Source organism: Microbacterium sp. Leaf151 (assembly GCF_001424225.1).
Lineage (GTDB): Bacteria > Actinomycetota > Actinomycetes > Actinomycetales > Microbacteriaceae > Microbacterium.
In genome coordinates, this window is record NZ_LMOR01000004.1 from 73949 (window position 1) to 89023 (window position 15075).

Sequence of the window (15075 nt, forward strand, 5' to 3'; positions counted from 1 at the left end):
GTGTCCCCCTCAGTCGTTCGGTCTCATCGCTCCGTCGCCCCGACCCGCGATCCACTCCCGCACCGCGTCGGCGAAGCGCTCGCCGCGGTCGGAGTAGGACGAGAACTGGTCGAAGGATGCCGCCGCGGGAGCCAGGAGCACGGTGTCTCCGTCCCGGGCCACACCCGCCGCCAGTTCGACGACCTGGGCCATGACGTCTTCAGTCTCGGTGTGGTCGACCTCGAACAGCGGCACCGCCGGGGCGTGTCGTGCGAACGCCGCGACGATGTCGCCGCGCTCGGTGCCGATCACGATCGCGGCGCGCACGGCGTCGCCCCGGGAGCGCACCAGTTCGCTCAGGTCGACACCCTTCAGCAGTCCCCCCACGACCCAGACGGCGCCGGGGTACGCGGCGAGCGACGAGGCGGCCGCGTGCGGGTTGGTGGCCTTGGAATCATCGACCCACGTGACACCGGCGTGCGCGCCGACGACCTGGATGCGATGAGGGTCGAGGCGGAAGCGCTCGAGGGTGTCGTGGATGTGCGCCGGCGTCGCCCCGAGCGAGCGCGCGAGGGCGCTCGCGGCGAGGATGTTGGCCACGACGTGGGGGGCGGCGAGCCCGTGCGCGGCGAGGTCGGCGACCGTGGTGAGCTCCAGGGCCGAGGTGGCCCGCTCCTCGAGGAAGGCGCGATCGACCAGGATGCCGTCGACGACGCCGAGGTCGCTGGGGCCTGGGACGCCGAGATCGAAGCCGATGGCGCGCGCGCCCTCCATGACCTCGGCATCCTCCACCATCGTCCGGGTCGCGACGTCGGCCTTGTTGTAGACGCAGGCCGCACGCGTGCGGGCGTAGACGCCGGCCTTCGCATCGCGGTAGGCGTCGGCGCCGCCGTGCCATTCGAGGTGGTCGTCGGCGAGGTTCAGGCACACCGCCGCGTGCGGTGACAGCGCGTCGGCACCGCTCTGCAGGTTGAGGTACCAGAGCTGGTGGCTCGACAGCTCGACGACCAGGGCGTCGAAGCCGCCCGGATCGCGCACGGCGTCGAGCACGGGGGTGCCGATGTTTCCGACGGGGGCGGCCCGGAGGCCGGCGGTGACCAGCATCTCGGCCGTCAGACGTGTCGTCGTGGTCTTGCCGTTGGTACCCGTGATCAGCACCCAGTCGGCGGGGCGCCCGTCGGCGCGCACGACCTTGTCGCGCAGGCGCCACGCGAGCTCCACGTCGCCCCACAGGGCGATGCCCTCCTCCTGCGTCCAACGGATGACCGGGTGGTGGGGCGCGAAGCCGGGGGAAGCGATGACGACCTCGGGCGCGAAGTCGACGAGGGCGGCGGGCACGGCCTCCAGCGGGCCCTCGTACAGGTCGACGCCGAGCACGGGCAGGAGCCGTGCGTACTCGGCATCCGCCCGTTCCGTGGCGACGAGCACGACGGCGCCGAGTTCGGAGAGGGTGTCGGCGACCGAGAAACCCGTGACCGACAGGCCGAGCACGGCGACGCGCAGGCCCTTCCAGTCGGCGTGCCAGCTGGTGAGCGAGGAGAGGTCGGTCATACGCGTGAGAGCCATTCGACGTAGAAGAATCCGATGCCCGAGACGGCGAGGAGACCGGCGATGATCCACATGCGCACGACGATCGTGACTTCGGGCCAGCCGCGCATCTCGAGGTGGTGGTGCAGCGGACTCATGAGGAACAGGCGCTTGCCCTTCGTGGCCTTGAAGTAGGCCCGCTGAAGGATCACCGAGCCCGAAGCGATGACGTACACACCGGCGATCAGCACGAGCAGGATCTCGGTGCGGGTGAGGATCGCCATGGCGGCGATCACACCGCCGATGGCCATCGACCCGCAGTCGCCCATGAAGACCTTCGCCTTCGGGGCGTTCCACCAGAGGAATCCGACCAGTGCGCCGACGAACGCGGCCGACACGATCGCCAGATCGAACGGATCGCGCACGGCATAGCATCCTGCCTGCACCGCGGGGTCGAGCACATCGGCGCACATCTGCTTGTTCTGCCAGAACGCCATGAGGCTGTAGGCGCCGACGACGAAGATGCCGGAGCCGGCGGCGAGACCGTCGAGCCCGTCGGCGACATTGACCGAATTGGATGCCGCCGTGCCGATGAACGAGATCCACGCCAGGTACAGCAGCCAGCCGAGCACGGGACCCAGGGCGAAGAGCGAGAGCACCTGGATGTCGCGGAAGACGGAGATGTACTCGGAAGCGGGCGTCTGGCCGAAGTTGTTGGGGAAGTTCAGGGCGACGACCGCGAAGGGGACCGTCACGATGATCTGGCCGGCGATCTTGCGCCAGCCCGACAGGCCCAGGCTGTTCTGGTGGCGCACCTTCATGTAGTCGTCGATGAAGCCGACCACGCCGAACCCGAGCATGAGCCACAGCACCAGCAGCCCCGACAGCGTCGGCGGATTGTTGCCGGCGTAGGACCCGATGAGGTAACCGATCATCGTGCCGAGGATGAAGATCGTGCCGCCCATGGTGGGCGTGCCGCGCTTGGCCCCGTGAGAGGGGTTGTGCACGTTCTCAGGCGTACGGATGACCTGACCCCAGCCCCACCGCCGGAACCATCGGAGGAACACCGGTGTGAGGAACAGGGTGAAGGCGAGCGAGATCGCCGCTGCTGTCAGAAGTGATCTCACGCGAACAAGTCTCCCAGACGGTCGCCGAGGTGCCGGAGCCCCGCCGAGTTGGACGACTTCACCAGCACGCGGTCACCGTCGCGCAGTTCGGTCGAGAGGTAGTCGTACGCGGCGTCGGCGTCGGGGAAGAAGACGGCCTCGCCGTCCCACGACCCCTGGGCGATGGCCTCGAGGTACATGCGGCGGGCCTCGGGACCGATGACGACGATGCGCTGGATGCGCAGGCGCACGGCCAGGAGCCCCACGCGGTCGTGCTCCTCGTCGGCGTACTCGCCCAGCTCGCTCATGGCGCCGAGCACGGCGACCGTGCGTTCGCCCGGACCGGTGATCTGCGCGAGGGTGCGAAGGGCAGCGGCCATCGAGTCGGGGCTGGCGTTGTAGGCGTCGTTGATGATGCGCACACGGTCGGAACCCAGCGGCTGCATACGCCACCGCTCGGCGATCTCGACCGTCTCGAGGCGCGCGATGGCCTCAGCCGTCGATACACCCAGTGCGGTGGCGGCGGCGAGGGCGGCGAGGGCGTTCATGACGTGGTGCTCGCCCAGCACGCGAAGCGTCAGGGTGTGCGCCTGCCCATCGACGAGCAGGTCGGCGCGTGTTCCGGATGCCGAGACCTCGACGTCGACGGCGCGTACCTCGGCGCGCTCGCTGCGGCCGAACCAGCGCACTCCCTGACCGCGCTCACGCGCGAGGGGCTTCATCGCGGCGACCCGCGGGTCGTCGACGTTGAGCACGGCGAGGCCCCCCTCGCGGGTGGCGCGCACGAGCTCGCTCTTGGCGTGGAAGGTCGACTCGATACCGCCGAACCCGCCGGCGTGGGCCATCCCGACCATCAGCACCACGCCGACATCGGGGGTGACAAGCCCCGCGAGGTGCGCGATCGCACCGGGGGCGCTCGCACCGAACTCGCTCACGAGGTAGCGGGTGGCATCCGTCACGCGGAGCATCGTCAGAGGAGCGCCGACCTCATTGTTGAATGATGCCCGCGGCGACACCGTCTCGCCCACGCCCTCGAGGATGCGCGCGAGCAGGTTCTTGGTGGTGGTCTTGCCGTTGGAACCCGTGATGCCGACGATCTTCAGCTCGCCCGCGGCCCGCACGCGGGCCACGACGTCGCGAGCGAGGTCGCTGAGGGCGGCCACGACATCGGGCACCACGATCTGGCTGACCTCGTCGTCGAGCTCGCGCTCGACGATCGCCAGGACCGCTCCACGCTCGACGGCGGTGCCGACGAACAGGTGACCGTCGGTGGTCTCGCCGGGCTTGGCGACGAAGATGTCACCGGGCGCGATCAGGCGGGAGTCGGTGTCGACCAGGCCCGAGACGAGGGTGTCGCCGGTGTCGCCGCCGCGCGCGACGAGACGACCGCCGAGCACGTCGGCGATGTGGGAGAGGCTGAGAGAGATCATTGCTGTGCGGACGCCCTTTCCGATGTCGCATTCGTTACCGAGACGAGACCGGTGAGCGGGTGTCTCAGCCGAACTTGGGCAGTTCGGGGGTCGTGGTTCCGGAGGGGATGACCCGGTAGGTCTTGAGGACCTGCGTCAGGGCCTTCTGGAACGCGGGCGCGGTGGCCGCCGACGATTTTACCGTCCGCGGTTCGTCGAGGTTGACCTCGACGACGTACTGCGGGTCGTCGGCGGGGGCGAAACCGATCATCGTGGTGAAGTAGGCGTCGGACTTGTACGCGCCCGTGTCCGGGTCGGTCTTCTCTCCGGTACCGGTCTTGATCGCCACGCGGTACCCGGGGATCGCGACCTGGTCGGCGAGCGTGCCCTGGGTCGCGACGTTCTCGAGCATCTGCGAGACCGTGTCGGCGGCGTTCTCCGACACGACCCGCTCGCCCTGGGCGTCGGGTACGTCGGTGACGGTGCCGTCGGCCGCGGTGCAGCCTTCGACGAGGGTGAGCGGCATCCGCACTCCCCCGTTGGCGATCGTCTGGTAGGCGCCCGCGAGCTGGGGCACCGTGACGGCGAGACCCTGTCCGAACGTGGTGTTGTAGAAGGTCTGCTTGTCCCATCCCGCGGGATCGCGCAGGATGCCGGACGACTCGCCGGGGAAGCCGACCGCCGTCTGCTGCGTCAACCCGAACTTCTCGAGGTACGAGACACGGGTGTCGAGCGGGATCATGTCGCCGAACTTCGAGATGCCGACGTTCGAGGAGTCGATGAGCACGCCCGTGAGGGTGTAGCGGTTCTCGGGGTGCGCGAACGAGTCGGAGACGCGCGCGCCGTCGCCGAACTCCTCGCGCGACGACGCCGTGACCGTGGTGTCGGAGGTGAAGGAACCGCTGTCGAGGCCGATGGCCGCCGTGATGGCCTTCATCGTCGATCCGGGCTCGTTCGGGTCTCCGAATGCGGCACTGCCGCGGTCGGAGTCCGGCGTCGCGGTGGGGTCGTTGGGGTCGACCGTGGGGTACTCCGCCAGCGCCCGGATCTTGCCGGTCTTCGCTTCGACGACGGTGATCGTGCCGCGCAGCGACCCGGTGTTCTGCACCTGTTCGGCGATGAGCTGGCCGAGGTACCACTGCAGGTCGCGGTCGATCGTAAGCCGGAGGGTGCCACCGTCGACGGGGGGCTGGGTGACGACTTGGGTTCCCGGAAGCACCACGCCGTGCAGGCTCTGCTGGAAGACGACCTTGCCGTTGGTGGATGCCAGGCACGAGTCGTCCGCCGATTCCAGGCCCGCCAGCGCTTGGCCGTCGCTTCCGACGAAACCGAGGAGGTTCCCGCCGACGGCCCCGTCGGGATACACCCGACCCGCTTGCGGGGGGAAGCTGAGAAAGGGCAGGCCGAGGTCAGCGAGCGCCCGGTACTGCTCGGTGGGCACGCCCTTGGCGATCACGGCGTATTGCGATTCGGGATTGTCTGCCACGGAATCCGTGACGACCTTCTGCACGTCTCGCGCCTCTTGACCGAGGACGGAGGCGATGCGCGCGGCAAGCTCCGGCCACGCAGTCGTGACCTCGTTGCCGTCGTCGTCGTAGGTGGTCACGCCGTCGACGGCGAGGGACGGGTCGATCTGCACGTCGTACCGGTTGATGCTCGTCGCCAGAGGCGTACCGTTCGCGTCGACGATGGGGCCGCGCGAGGCGTACAGCGTGCGCGAGGACTGCAGACCCATCGAGAGCGAATCGTCGACGTGCTCGCGGGCGTTCACGACCTGGATGTCGATCAGTCGCACCACGAAGGCGACGAGCACGATCAGCACGACCGCGAGGGCGACGACGGTGCGACGCCGCGGGGATCGGGAGGTGGCTGTCGTCATGGCTCTCATCGTGTCGCGGGAGTGGGCAGACCGTCGCTGATCGGCGGGGGTGTCGCGGATCCGGCGTCCGGGGTCGTCGCCCCGGTCGGGGCCGTGGCCGCAGCCTCGGGGGCCGTGCCGCCGGTCTCGGTGGTCGCAGCCGTCGGATCGGTGACCAGCGGCACACCCGCGATGAGGGCGTTGCCGACCGAACCGCGGCCTTTGGCATCCACCGACGATGTCGTGTCGGCCGGCTTGTCGGAACCGACGACGGCACCGTCGCTCAGACGCAGGTAGGTGGGCGACTCGTCGATGACCATCCCGAGGGCGGCGGCGTTGGCGGCCAGATACTGCGGGGAGTTCAGGCCCGCCGTCTCGTCGAAGAGGATCTGCTTCTGGTAGGTCAGGTCGCGCTGCTGCTGCGTGAGCGAGGCGATCTCGAACGAGCTCTGCGTGGTCAGGATGCTGAGCCCCATCTGCGCGAGCACGATCACCAGGGCGCCCGAGACGGCGATGATGCCGAACAGCCGCCGCGGTACGCGCCGACGGGCGGGGGCCGGGACGACGGTGAGACGACGCTCGCGGACGGGCGTCGGGAAGTCGGGGAGGAAGTCGTCGACGACCCGGGGGTCGATGGCCGGGGATGCACTCATACGTCCTCCTGGATCCTCTCGGCCGCGCGCAGACGCACGGGGGTGGCACGGGGGTTGACCGCGCGTTCTTCGTCGCCCGCGAGCTCGGCTCCGCGCACGAGCAACCGGAACTTCGGAGCGTGTTCGGGCAGCTCTACGGGCAGTCCCCGGGGAGCGGTCGACGTCGACGCCGCCGCGAACTCGCGCTTGACCAGACGGTCTTCCAGCGACTGATACGACAGCACGACGATGCGCCCGCCGACGCCCAGGACACCGAGGGCGGCGGGAATGGTGCGTTCGAGCACCGACAGCTCGGCGTTGACCTCGATGCGCAGGGCCTGGAAGACGCGCTTGGCCGGGTGACGCTCGCGTAGCACGGCGGCCGGCGTCGCGGCCTGCAGCACGTCGACGAGCTGACCCGATCGCTCCAGCGGCTTCTCGGCGCGCGCGGCGATGATCGCGCGGGCGTATCGCCCGGCGAGCTTCTCTTCGCCGTAGCGCTCGAAGATCCGGCGCAGGTCGCCCTCGCCGTAGGTGGCGAGCACCTCGGCGGCGGTGACGCCCGTGGTCTGATCCATGCGCATGTCGAGGGGCGCGTCCTGCGCGTACGCGAAACCGCGCGCGGCTTCGTCGAGCTGGAGCGACGACACCCCGAGGTCGAACAGGATGCCGTCCACCTTCGACACTCCCGCCGATGCCACGGCCTCGGCGATCCCGTCGTAGACGGTGTGCACCAGGGTCACGCGGTCGCCGAACCGTGCGAGCCGCTCCCCCGCGATCCTCAGGGCGTCGGTGTCACGGTCGAGGCCGACGAGGCGCGCCTCGGGAAAACGCTCGAGGAAGGCCTCGGAGTGCCCGCCCATGCCGAGCGTGCCGTCGACGAAGACGGCACCGGGCTTGTGCAGAGCGGGCCCGAGCAGATCGGCGCAGCGCTCGAGCAGGACGGGGGTGTGGATGTCGCGGATGTCCATGATGACGGGCTCCGATCCTTCGGCTCTGATCCCCATCCGCATCGACCTGGCGCCGGGGAAGTGCGTCAGGGCGTGCGGCTGGGCATCACAGCCGGAGGGTCAGAACAATCCCGGGATCACCTCCTGCTCCATCTCGGCGTACGTGTCTTCGTTGCTCTCGGCGTAGGCGTTCCAGGCCTCCGCGTCCCAGATCTCGGCGTGGGCGCCGACGCCGGTGACGACGAGCTCGCGACCGAGCCCGGCATAACTACGGAGGGCCGGGGGAACGGTGATGCGGTTCTGGCTGTCGGGCTTCTCGGCGCTGGCCCCCGAAAGGAACATGCGCAGGAAGTCGCGGGCCTGCTTGTTGCTGAGCGGAGCCTCGCGGATCCGCTCGTGCACGCGCTCGAACTCCTCGGTGCTGAACACGTAGAGGCAGCGGTCCTGCCCCCGGGTGATCACCACTCCGGCGCCGAGATCGTCGCGGAACTTCGCGGGCAGGATGACGCGCCCCTTGTCATCGAGCTTGGGAGTGTGCGTACCGAGCAGCATTCGGGCACCCACTCCCCTTCGTCCGGCCTGCGAAGTTTCCCCCACTTTACTCCACTGGCCTCCACTTAGCTATCAAACGCGGCATCTTCCATCCGAAGTACCCGACGTGTACGGTGCAGGCCGCCCGTCGCAATGGCGTGCGAAATCCGCGGAATGACGGGGTTCACGGGGCCGGCGGAGTCCGCACGACGGCGCCCGTGGAGGGAAAGGGAGGGCCCGACCCCTTCCCTGTCCGCCGCGGGCCGGAACCGGCGGTGGCGGCGGCCAGGCCCCGGCGGCGACTCAGCGGGCCTGGACCCCGGGCCGGCGTGCGCGTGCCACGCCCCGGGCGCACGAAAAAGCACCGGCTCCGAAGAGCCGGTGCTTCACGAGAATTCGAGGAGGGTTACTGCCCCTCGTTGCGGCGGTCCCACCGTTCGTTCATGCGGTCCATGAACGTCGAGCCCGAGGCACGCGCTGCCCGCGGCTTGGCGCCGCCGGATGCTCCGGCACCGGGGGCAGCGGCGACCGACCCGCGCGTGGGTGTCACCGCGAAGATCACGCCGCCGACCATCAGGAGGAAGCCGAGCACACCGATCGCGATGCCGAGGAAGCCCGTGTTGAAGCCGATCGACACGCCCACCACCAGGGCGCCGAGCCCGGCGAGCACCAGGATCGAGCCGAGCACGATGTTGCGGTAGCTCAGGGCGCGACTGGGGGCGGTGACGACATCTGTGTCGTTACTCATGAGATGGCGCTCCATCTCATCCAGCAGACGCTGCTCCTGTTCGGAGAGTGGCATGCATCCCCCTCTATTCTTCGATGTGGACGATTCTACGTGGGGCGAGGATCACTAGGCTAGGCCCGTGCCGACCTCGCCGGAACCGATCGAAGCTGTTTCCCAGCGACTCGACAACTTCCTCACCGAACAGCTATTGTACGCCGCCGCTCTCGGTCCGGAGGCAGAGATGCTCACGCGATCCGGCGCGTCCGCGCTCCGCGGCGGAAAACGTCTGCGCGCGCGTTTCTGCCTCACTGGCTGGGGGGCCGTGCGACCGTCACCCGCCGGCTTCGACGACGCCGCCCTCGCCGTGGCCACCTCTCTCGAGATCTTCCACGCGGCCGCCCTCGTGCACGACGACCTCGTCGACAATTCCGACACCCGTCGCGGGCAACCCGCGGCGCATCGCGCCCTGCAGGCCGCGCACCGGGACGCGGGCTGGACGGGCGACTCCGACACGTTCGGCCGCTCGGGGGCGATCCTGCTCGGCGACCTTCTCGTCGCGTGGAGCGACGACCTGCTCGAGGAGGGCCTGCGGGACTCGCCTACCGCCGACGCGACCCGGCGGGCATACGCGCAGATGCGCCGCGACGTCACCATCGGACAGTTCCTCGACGTGGCGGAAGAGTCCGCGTACACCGTCCACCCCGACGACACGCACGCCGAACGCGCCCTGCGTGTGGCCTCGTACAAGTCGGCGCGCTACAGCATCCAGCAGCCGCTGCAGATCGGTGCGGCGCTCGGCGGCGCGGCTCACGCGCAGAGTGACGCGCTGGGCCGGTTCGGCCACGACGTGGGCATGGCGTTCCAGCTGCGCGACGACGTGCTCGGGGTCTTCGGTGACAGCGCCGTGACGGGAAAGCCCGTGGGCGACGATCTGCGCGAGGGCAAGCGCACCGTGCTGGTGGCCTATGCCCGCGAAGCCGTCTCCCCGCAGGAGCGTCGGGCGATCGACCAGCGGCTGGGCGACCCGGCTCTGGATGCCGAGCAGATCGGCATCCTGCAACGGACGATCGTCGACAGCGGCGCGCTCGCACGTACTGAGGAGCTCATCGCCCACTACGCCCGTCGCGCCGACCTCGCGCTCGCTGAAGCACCGCTTCGAGCCGATGCGGTCGACGAGCTGCGGACGCTCGCCCGCGCGGCCACGGATCGCGCGGCCTGACCGGACGCCGGCGATGGCCGACGGCTCAGCGGTCGGCGCCGACGCCTCGCCGGCTCACGCAGGGGTCGGGCCTCGGCCTCTGCCGCCTCGACGACTCAGGCGAGGGTCGCGGCGACCCGGCGCACCTCGCTCTTGCGTCCCGCACGCAGAGCCTCGATGGGTGCGACGCCGATGGTCTGCTCCGGCGTGAGCAACCAGTCGATTGTCTCGTCGGGGTCGAACCCGGCGTCGTGCAGCACGATGATCGTGCCGCGCAATGCGGGCAGCGGGCGGCCCTCGGCGAGGAAGACGGCGGGCACCTTGAACACACCGTCACGGCGGGATCCGACGAGGTAGTCCTCGTCGATCAGTCGACGCACGCGGCCGAGGGGCTCGTCGAGGAGCTCCACGAGGTCGGGGATCGTCAGCCAGTCGGTTTCGTAACGGGTCGTCTCGGTCACGGTGCAACTATCTCACCCTCTGCCGACGGCACATCTCGGCGACGGTGTCGTCACTCGTGTCTCATTCGTCACATGCGCCTCACACGTTGACATCCGTATCGCAGCATGCGAGCGTGGCGGGCAGTCTGACGAACGGAAATCCCCCCACCATGCGACGACTCCCCTTCCCTGCCCCGCCGACGACCCGACGCGTCGTCGCCGCTTGGCCCGCCGCCGTGGCGGGCACCATCGCCCTGAGCCTCGCCGGAGAAGGCGCGGCCCATGCGGCACCCCCGGCCCCGCCCCTCAGCTCCCTGCCGACCGCGCCGCTCAAGGTCCTTCCGGTGCTCACCGCCCTGACCGGCGCCGTCACCTACACCGTGCAGCCCGGCGACACCGTGTGGGGCATCGCCCGCGCCAACGGTCTCGACGTCGCCTCGGTGCAGGCGGCGAACGGACTCGGCCCCGACAGCGTCATCCGCCCCGGCCAGGTGCTCGTGCTGGGCGGCGCACCCGCCGAGCCCGCCGCTCCGACCCCGGCCCCCGCCCCGGCCCCCGCGGCCGTGACACACGAGGTGCAGCCCGGCGACACCATCTCGGCGATCGCGAGCGCCAACGGCGTCTCGCTCGATGCGGTCCTCAGCGCGAACGGCCTCACCCGCGCGTCGATCATCTATCCCGGCGACGTCCTGCAGATCCCCTCCGGCGCTCCCGCCGCAGCCCCCGCCGCCGTCGCCGCGGTCACCGCCCCCGGCCTCGACGCCGAGCAGTCCGACAACGCCCGGTTGATCATCCGCATCGGTCGAGAGCTCGGCGTCTCCGACCACGGCATCCGGATCGCCCTCGGCACCGCGATGCAGGAGTCGTGGCTGCGCAACCTCGACTGGGGCGACCGCGACTCGCTCGGTCTCTTCCAGCAGCGTCCGAGCATGGGCTGGGGCACCCCCGAGCAGATCCGCGACCCCGACCGTGCGACGCGCGTGTTCTACGGCGGCCCGTCCGACCCCAACGGCTTCACGACGCGGGGCCTCCTCGACATCCCCGGCTGGGAGCAGATGGCCTACGCCGACGCGGCGCAGGCCGTTCAGATCTCGGCCTACCCCGACCGCTACGCGCAGTGGGAGCAGCCCGCCACCACGTGGCTCGCGGTTCTGGGCTGAGTCGCGGCCCACGGTGAGCCGTTGCCCGGGCTCACAGGGGCCGCTCCGTAGACTCGACCCGTGAGCACGAGTCAGCAGGCAGACCCGCTGATCGGCCGTCTCGTCGACGGCCGGTACCGGGTGCGCGCGCGCATCGCGCGCGGCGGCATGGCGACCGTGTACGTCGCCACCGACCTGCGGCTCGAGCGTCGGGTGGCGCTGAAGGTCATGCACGGCCACCTCAGTGACGACACCGTGTTCCAGAGCCGGTTCATCCAGGAGGCCCGCTCCGCCGCGCGTCTCAGCGATCCGCACGTGGTGAACGTGTTCGACCAGGGCCAGGACGGCGAGATGGCCTACCTGGTCATGGAGTACCTCCCCGGCATCACGCTGCGCGAACTCCTGCGCGAGCACCGGCGACTCACGATCGATCAGACCCTGACCATCATGGATGCCATCCTGTCGGGGCTCTCCGCCGCCCACCGCGCCGGCATCGTGCACCGCGACGTGAAACCCGAGAACGTGCTCCTCGCCGAGGACGGCCGCATCAAGATCGGCGACTTCGGCCTCGCGCGGGCGACGACCGCGAACACCGCCAGCGGCGCGCAGCTGATGGGCACCATCGCCTACCTCGCACCCGAACTCGTCACCCGCGGCACCGCCGACGCCCGCAGCGACATCTATTCGCTCGGCATCATGCTCTACGAGATGCTCACCGGCGAGCAGCCCTACAAGGGCGAGCAGCCCATGCAGATCGCCTACCAGCACGCGACGGACTCGGTCCCGCGTCCGAGCGTGAAGAACCCGTCGGTGCCCGAACAGCTCGACGAGCTCGTGCTCTGGGCCACCGAGCGCCGGCCCGATGACCGCCCGCTCGACGCCGGCACGATGCTGGAGCGCCTGCGCGCGATCGAGAAGGAGCTGGGGCTCGCCCCTCAGGTCGCCCGTGCCGTCGCCGTCGGCACCACCGGCGCTGCGAGCGCCGCCGAATCGCGCGAGCTCACCAAGGTGCTCCCCCAGACCGCGTCACTGCCCGTCGCCACCGCCGAAGAGCCCGACAACGCCGCGCGACTGCGCACCCGCACCCGCCGCCGCACCACCCGGGGCGTCTGGACTCTCGTGATCGTGCTGCTGCTGGCCGTCGGCGCGGCGGGTACCGGTTGGTACTTCGGCTCGGGCCCCGGATCCCTCGTGGCCGTCCCCGATGTGTCGCAGCGGAGCTTCGCCGACGCCGAGACGCTGCTGGCGACCAACCAGCTGCGCGCGCAGGCACAAGAGGTCAACGATCGCGACATCCCCGCGGGCACGACGGTGGGGTCCGACCCTTCGCCGGGTGCGCGCCTCGACAAGGACGCGCTCGTGACCGTGTACGTCTCCGTCGGCCCCGCCACGCACCAGATCCCCGCCCTCGCCGGCAAGAGCGCCGACGAGGTGAACGGCATCTTCGAGGCCGCGTTCGTCGGCGTCTCCGACGAGCCCGCGCGGGAATTCTCGGATGCCGGCGACGGCACCGTGCTGTCGGCATCCGTCATCCCCCGATCCGGCGGCGACGCCATCGGCTGCACCGACGGCTGCACCGTGTACGAGGGCGACGCGGCATCGCTGGTCGTGTCGCTCGGTCCTCTCCCCGACGTCTCCGGCGAGTCGCAGTCACGCGCCGAGCGCACGCTCGATGAGGCCGGCCTCTCCACCTCGATCTCGGAGCGGTACAGCGACAGCGTGGCATCCGGGGTCGTCATCGGCATCGGCGATCGCGACGGCGAGGGCAACTGGCGCCCCGGTGACACGGTGCCCTTGTTCGTGTCGATCGGACCGGAGCCGGTGGAGATCCCCGGAAACGTCGTGGGCATGACCATCCGCGAGGCGGTGACGGCGCTGGAGGGGCTCGGGTTCGAGGTGAACGCGGGCATCGACGACGGCACCCTGCCTCTCGGCTTCACGTACTGGGACGTCTACAAGGTGCGGGCCACGAACCCCAAGGCGGGCGAGACCGCCCCCAAGGGCAGCACCATCACCCTGACGCCGACGCTGTAGTCGCCGCCCACCGGAGTCGCGGGCGACTCCGACCGGCTCAGTCACGGCGGCTCTCCCGTCAGGCTCGCTGAGACCGTCGAGGGGGTCGCCACCCGCCTCTCTCTCACCGGGGCCCCTCGAGCCCGTCAACGGGTTGGTTACCCGCACGAACGGCGACGCCCCCGACCACAGCGGATCGGGGGCGTCGGCCTGACGGCGGGGCCGGTCAGCGCTTCTCGAGCTCCTCGGCCACGAGGAAGGCCAATTCCAGGCTCTGACGGTGGTTCAGGCGGGGATCGCAAAGACTCTCGTAGCGGGTCGCGAGGGTGGCTTCGTCGATCTGCTCCGAACCGCCCAGGCACTCGGTCACGTCATCGCCGGTGAGTTCGACGTGGATGCCGCCGGGGTGCGTCCCCACCGATCGGTGGGCCTCGAAGAACCCGCGCACCTCGTCGACGACGTCGTCGAAGCGACGCGTCTTGTAGCCGGTGGGGGTGGTGATCCCGTTGCCGTGCATCGGGTCGGTCACCCACAAGGGCACGGCGCCGGAGCCGCGGACGGCCTCGAGCAGCGGAGGCAGCGCGTCGCGGATCTTGCCGGCGCCCATGCGCGTGATGAACGTCAGCCGGCCCGGCTCCCGCTCGGGGTCGAGCTTGTCGATGAGTGCGAGCGCCGTCTCGGGCGTGGTCGTGGGGCCGAGCTTCACGCCGATCGGGTTGCGGATCTTCGAGAAGTAGTCGACGTGCGCGCCGTCGAGTTCGCGCGTGCGCTCGCCGATCCACTGGAAGTGCGACGAGGTGTTGTAGGCGAGCCCCGTGCGCGAGTCGATACGCGTCATGGGGCGCTCGTAGTCCATGAGCAGACCCTCGTGACCGGTGTAGAACTCCACGCGCGTCAGCTCGTCGAAGTTCGCCCCGGCGGCCTCCATGAATTTGATGGCCCGATCGATCTCGGTGGCCATCGCCTCGTAGGCCTGATTGGCCGGGGTGCTTGCGAAGCCCTTGTTCCAGCTGTGGACCTCGCGGAGGTCGGCGAACCCGCCCTGCGTGAAAGCGCGGATGAGATTCAGGGTCGAGGCGGCCGTGTGGTAGCCCTTGAGCAGTCGCGCAGGATCGGCCCTGCGCGACGCCTCGGTGAAGTCGTAGCCGTTGACGATGTCGCCGCGGTACGCGGGCAGCGTCACGTCACCGCGCGTCTCGACGTCGCTCGAGCGCGGCTTGGCGAACTGGCCGGCCATGCGGCCCATCTTCACCACGGGCATCGAGGCGCCGTAGGTGAGGACGACCGCCATCTGGAGCACCGTCTTGATGCGGTTGCGGATCTGCTCGGCGGTCGCGCCGGCGAACGTCTCGGCGCAGTCACCGCCCTGCAGGAGGAATGCCTGACCTGCGGCGGCGCGCGCGAGACGGTCGCGGAGGTTGTCGACCTCGCCGGCGAAGACCAGCGGCGGGAGGGTCGCCAGCTCTGCGGATGCCGCGGCGACCGCGCCCTCGTCATACCACTGGGGCTGCTGCTTGATGGGCAGGGATCGCCAATGGTCGAGGTCGTGGAGCTGCTGATTCACTC

The 15075-nt window shown here is 70.1% G+C and carries 13 protein-coding genes; 3 read left to right on the top strand and 10 right to left on the bottom strand.

All coding sequences use genetic code 11. The features are described 5' to 3' along the window. Positions 1-9: 9 nt before the first annotated feature. The 8 genes from murD to ASF76_RS11165 form a co-directional block, all read right to left on the bottom strand. A complete protein-coding gene (gene murD / locus ASF76_RS11130) occupies positions 10-1545 on the bottom strand; it encodes a UDP-N-acetylmuramoyl-L-alanine--D-glutamate ligase (protein WP_442922764.1) in 1536 nt (511 codons plus the stop codon). After that, a complete protein-coding gene (gene mraY / locus ASF76_RS11135) occupies positions 1527-2633 on the bottom strand; it encodes a phospho-N-acetylmuramoyl-pentapeptide-transferase (RefSeq protein ID WP_055957487.1) in 1107 nt (368 codons plus the stop codon). Before mraY ends, murD begins: the two co-directional genes overlap by 19 nt. Then, on the bottom strand, positions 2630-4042 hold the full coding sequence (locus ASF76_RS11140; RefSeq protein ID WP_055957490.1) for a UDP-N-acetylmuramoyl-tripeptide--D-alanyl-D-alanine ligase: 1413 nt from the start codon (positions 4040-4042) through the stop codon (positions 2630-2632). The genes mraY and ASF76_RS11140 overlap by 4 nt, the downstream gene beginning before the upstream one ends. 64 nt (positions 4043-4106) lie before the next feature. Beyond that, the gene (locus tag ASF76_RS11145) at positions 4107-5900 is read right to left on the bottom strand and encodes a peptidoglycan D,D-transpeptidase FtsI family protein (protein WP_055957493.1); all 1794 of its coding nucleotides are present in this window, start codon (positions 5898-5900) and stop codon (positions 4107-4109) included. Positions 5901-5905: 5 nt separating this feature from the next. Then, a complete protein-coding gene (locus tag ASF76_RS11150) occupies positions 5906-6532 on the bottom strand; it encodes a hypothetical protein (protein ID WP_055957496.1) in 627 nt (208 codons plus the stop codon). Next, positions 6529-7482 (bottom strand): 16S rRNA (cytosine(1402)-N(4))-methyltransferase RsmH, encoded by a 954-nt coding sequence (gene rsmH / locus ASF76_RS11155; protein ID WP_200936122.1) that lies wholly within the window; start codon positions 7480-7482, stop codon positions 6529-6531. The genes ASF76_RS11150 and rsmH overlap by 4 nt, the downstream gene beginning before the upstream one ends. A gap of 99 nt (positions 7483-7581) precedes the next feature. Continuing rightward, positions 7582-8013: a division/cell wall cluster transcriptional repressor MraZ gene (mraZ, locus tag ASF76_RS11160; RefSeq protein WP_055957500.1), complete on the bottom strand. Its 432-nt coding sequence runs from the start codon at positions 8011-8013 to the stop codon at positions 7582-7584. Positions 8014-8398: 385 nt separating this feature from the next. Next, positions 8399-8794 carry a DUF3040 domain-containing protein gene (locus ASF76_RS11165; protein ID WP_055957503.1) on the bottom strand — a complete coding sequence of 132 codons (396 nt, stop codon included), beginning with the start codon at positions 8792-8794 and terminating at the stop codon, positions 8399-8401. A 64-nt stretch (positions 8795-8858) separates the two neighbouring features. On the opposite strand from ASF76_RS11165, the gene ASF76_RS11170 reads away from it, so the two are divergent. Then, positions 8859-9938, top strand: a complete 1080-nt coding sequence (locus tag ASF76_RS11170; RefSeq protein ID WP_055957508.1) for a polyprenyl synthetase family protein — start codon at positions 8859-8861, stop codon at positions 9936-9938. 95 nt (positions 9939-10033) lie between these two features. Here ASF76_RS11170 and ASF76_RS11175 read toward each other — a convergent pair whose 3' ends face one another. Further along, a complete protein-coding gene (locus ASF76_RS11175; protein ID WP_055957511.1) occupies positions 10034-10378 on the bottom strand; it encodes an Rv2175c family DNA-binding protein in 345 nt (114 codons plus the stop codon). A gap of 149 nt (positions 10379-10527) precedes the next feature. On the opposite strand from ASF76_RS11175, the gene ASF76_RS11180 reads away from it, so the two are divergent. Both ASF76_RS11180 and pknB read left to right on the top strand, forming a co-directional pair. Beyond that, positions 10528-11517 carry a LysM peptidoglycan-binding domain-containing protein gene (locus ASF76_RS11180; RefSeq protein ID WP_055957515.1) on the top strand — a complete coding sequence of 330 codons (990 nt, stop codon included), beginning with the start codon at positions 10528-10530 and terminating at the stop codon, positions 11515-11517. Between the two features lie 60 nt (positions 11518-11577). Next, the gene (gene pknB / locus ASF76_RS11185; protein ID WP_055957518.1) at positions 11578-13530 is read left to right on the top strand and encodes a Stk1 family PASTA domain-containing Ser/Thr kinase; all 1953 of its coding nucleotides are present in this window, start codon (positions 11578-11580) and stop codon (positions 13528-13530) included. Positions 13531-13735: 205 nt separating this feature from the next. Here pknB and ASF76_RS11190 read toward each other — a convergent pair whose 3' ends face one another. Next, positions 13736-15073: a class II 3-deoxy-7-phosphoheptulonate synthase gene (locus ASF76_RS11190; RefSeq protein WP_055957521.1), complete on the bottom strand. Its 1338-nt coding sequence runs from the start codon at positions 15071-15073 to the stop codon at positions 13736-13738. Positions 15074-15075 lie beyond the last annotated feature (2 nt).

Bases quoted from the DNA above. Each gene is read 5' to 3' on its own strand.
- murD (WP_442922764.1), bottom strand. From the start codon at position 1,545: ATGGCTCTCACGCGTATGACCGACCTCTCCTCGCTCACCAGCTGGCAC.
- ASF76_RS11140 (WP_055957490.1), bottom strand. From the start codon at position 4,042: ATGATCTCTCTCAGCCTCTCCCACATCGCCGACGTGCTCGGCGGTCGT.
- ASF76_RS11145 (WP_055957493.1), bottom strand. From the start codon at position 5,900: ATGACGACAGCCACCTCCCGATCCCCGCGGCGTCGCACCGTCGTCGCC.
- ASF76_RS11180 (WP_055957515.1), top strand. From the start codon at position 10,528: ATGCGACGACTCCCCTTCCCTGCCCCGCCGACGACCCGACGCGTCGTC.
- mraZ (WP_055957500.1), bottom strand. From the start codon at position 8,013: ATGCTGCTCGGTACGCACACTCCCAAGCTCGATGACAAGGGGCGCGTC.
- ASF76_RS11165 (WP_055957503.1), bottom strand. From the start codon at position 8,794: ATGCCACTCTCCGAACAGGAGCAGCGTCTGCTGGATGAGATGGAGCGC.
- rsmH (WP_200936122.1), bottom strand. From the start codon at position 7,482: ATGGACATCCGCGACATCCACACCCCCGTCCTGCTCGAGCGCTGCGCC.
- ASF76_RS11150 (WP_055957496.1), bottom strand. From the start codon at position 6,532: ATGAGTGCATCCCCGGCCATCGACCCCCGGGTCGTCGACGACTTCCTC.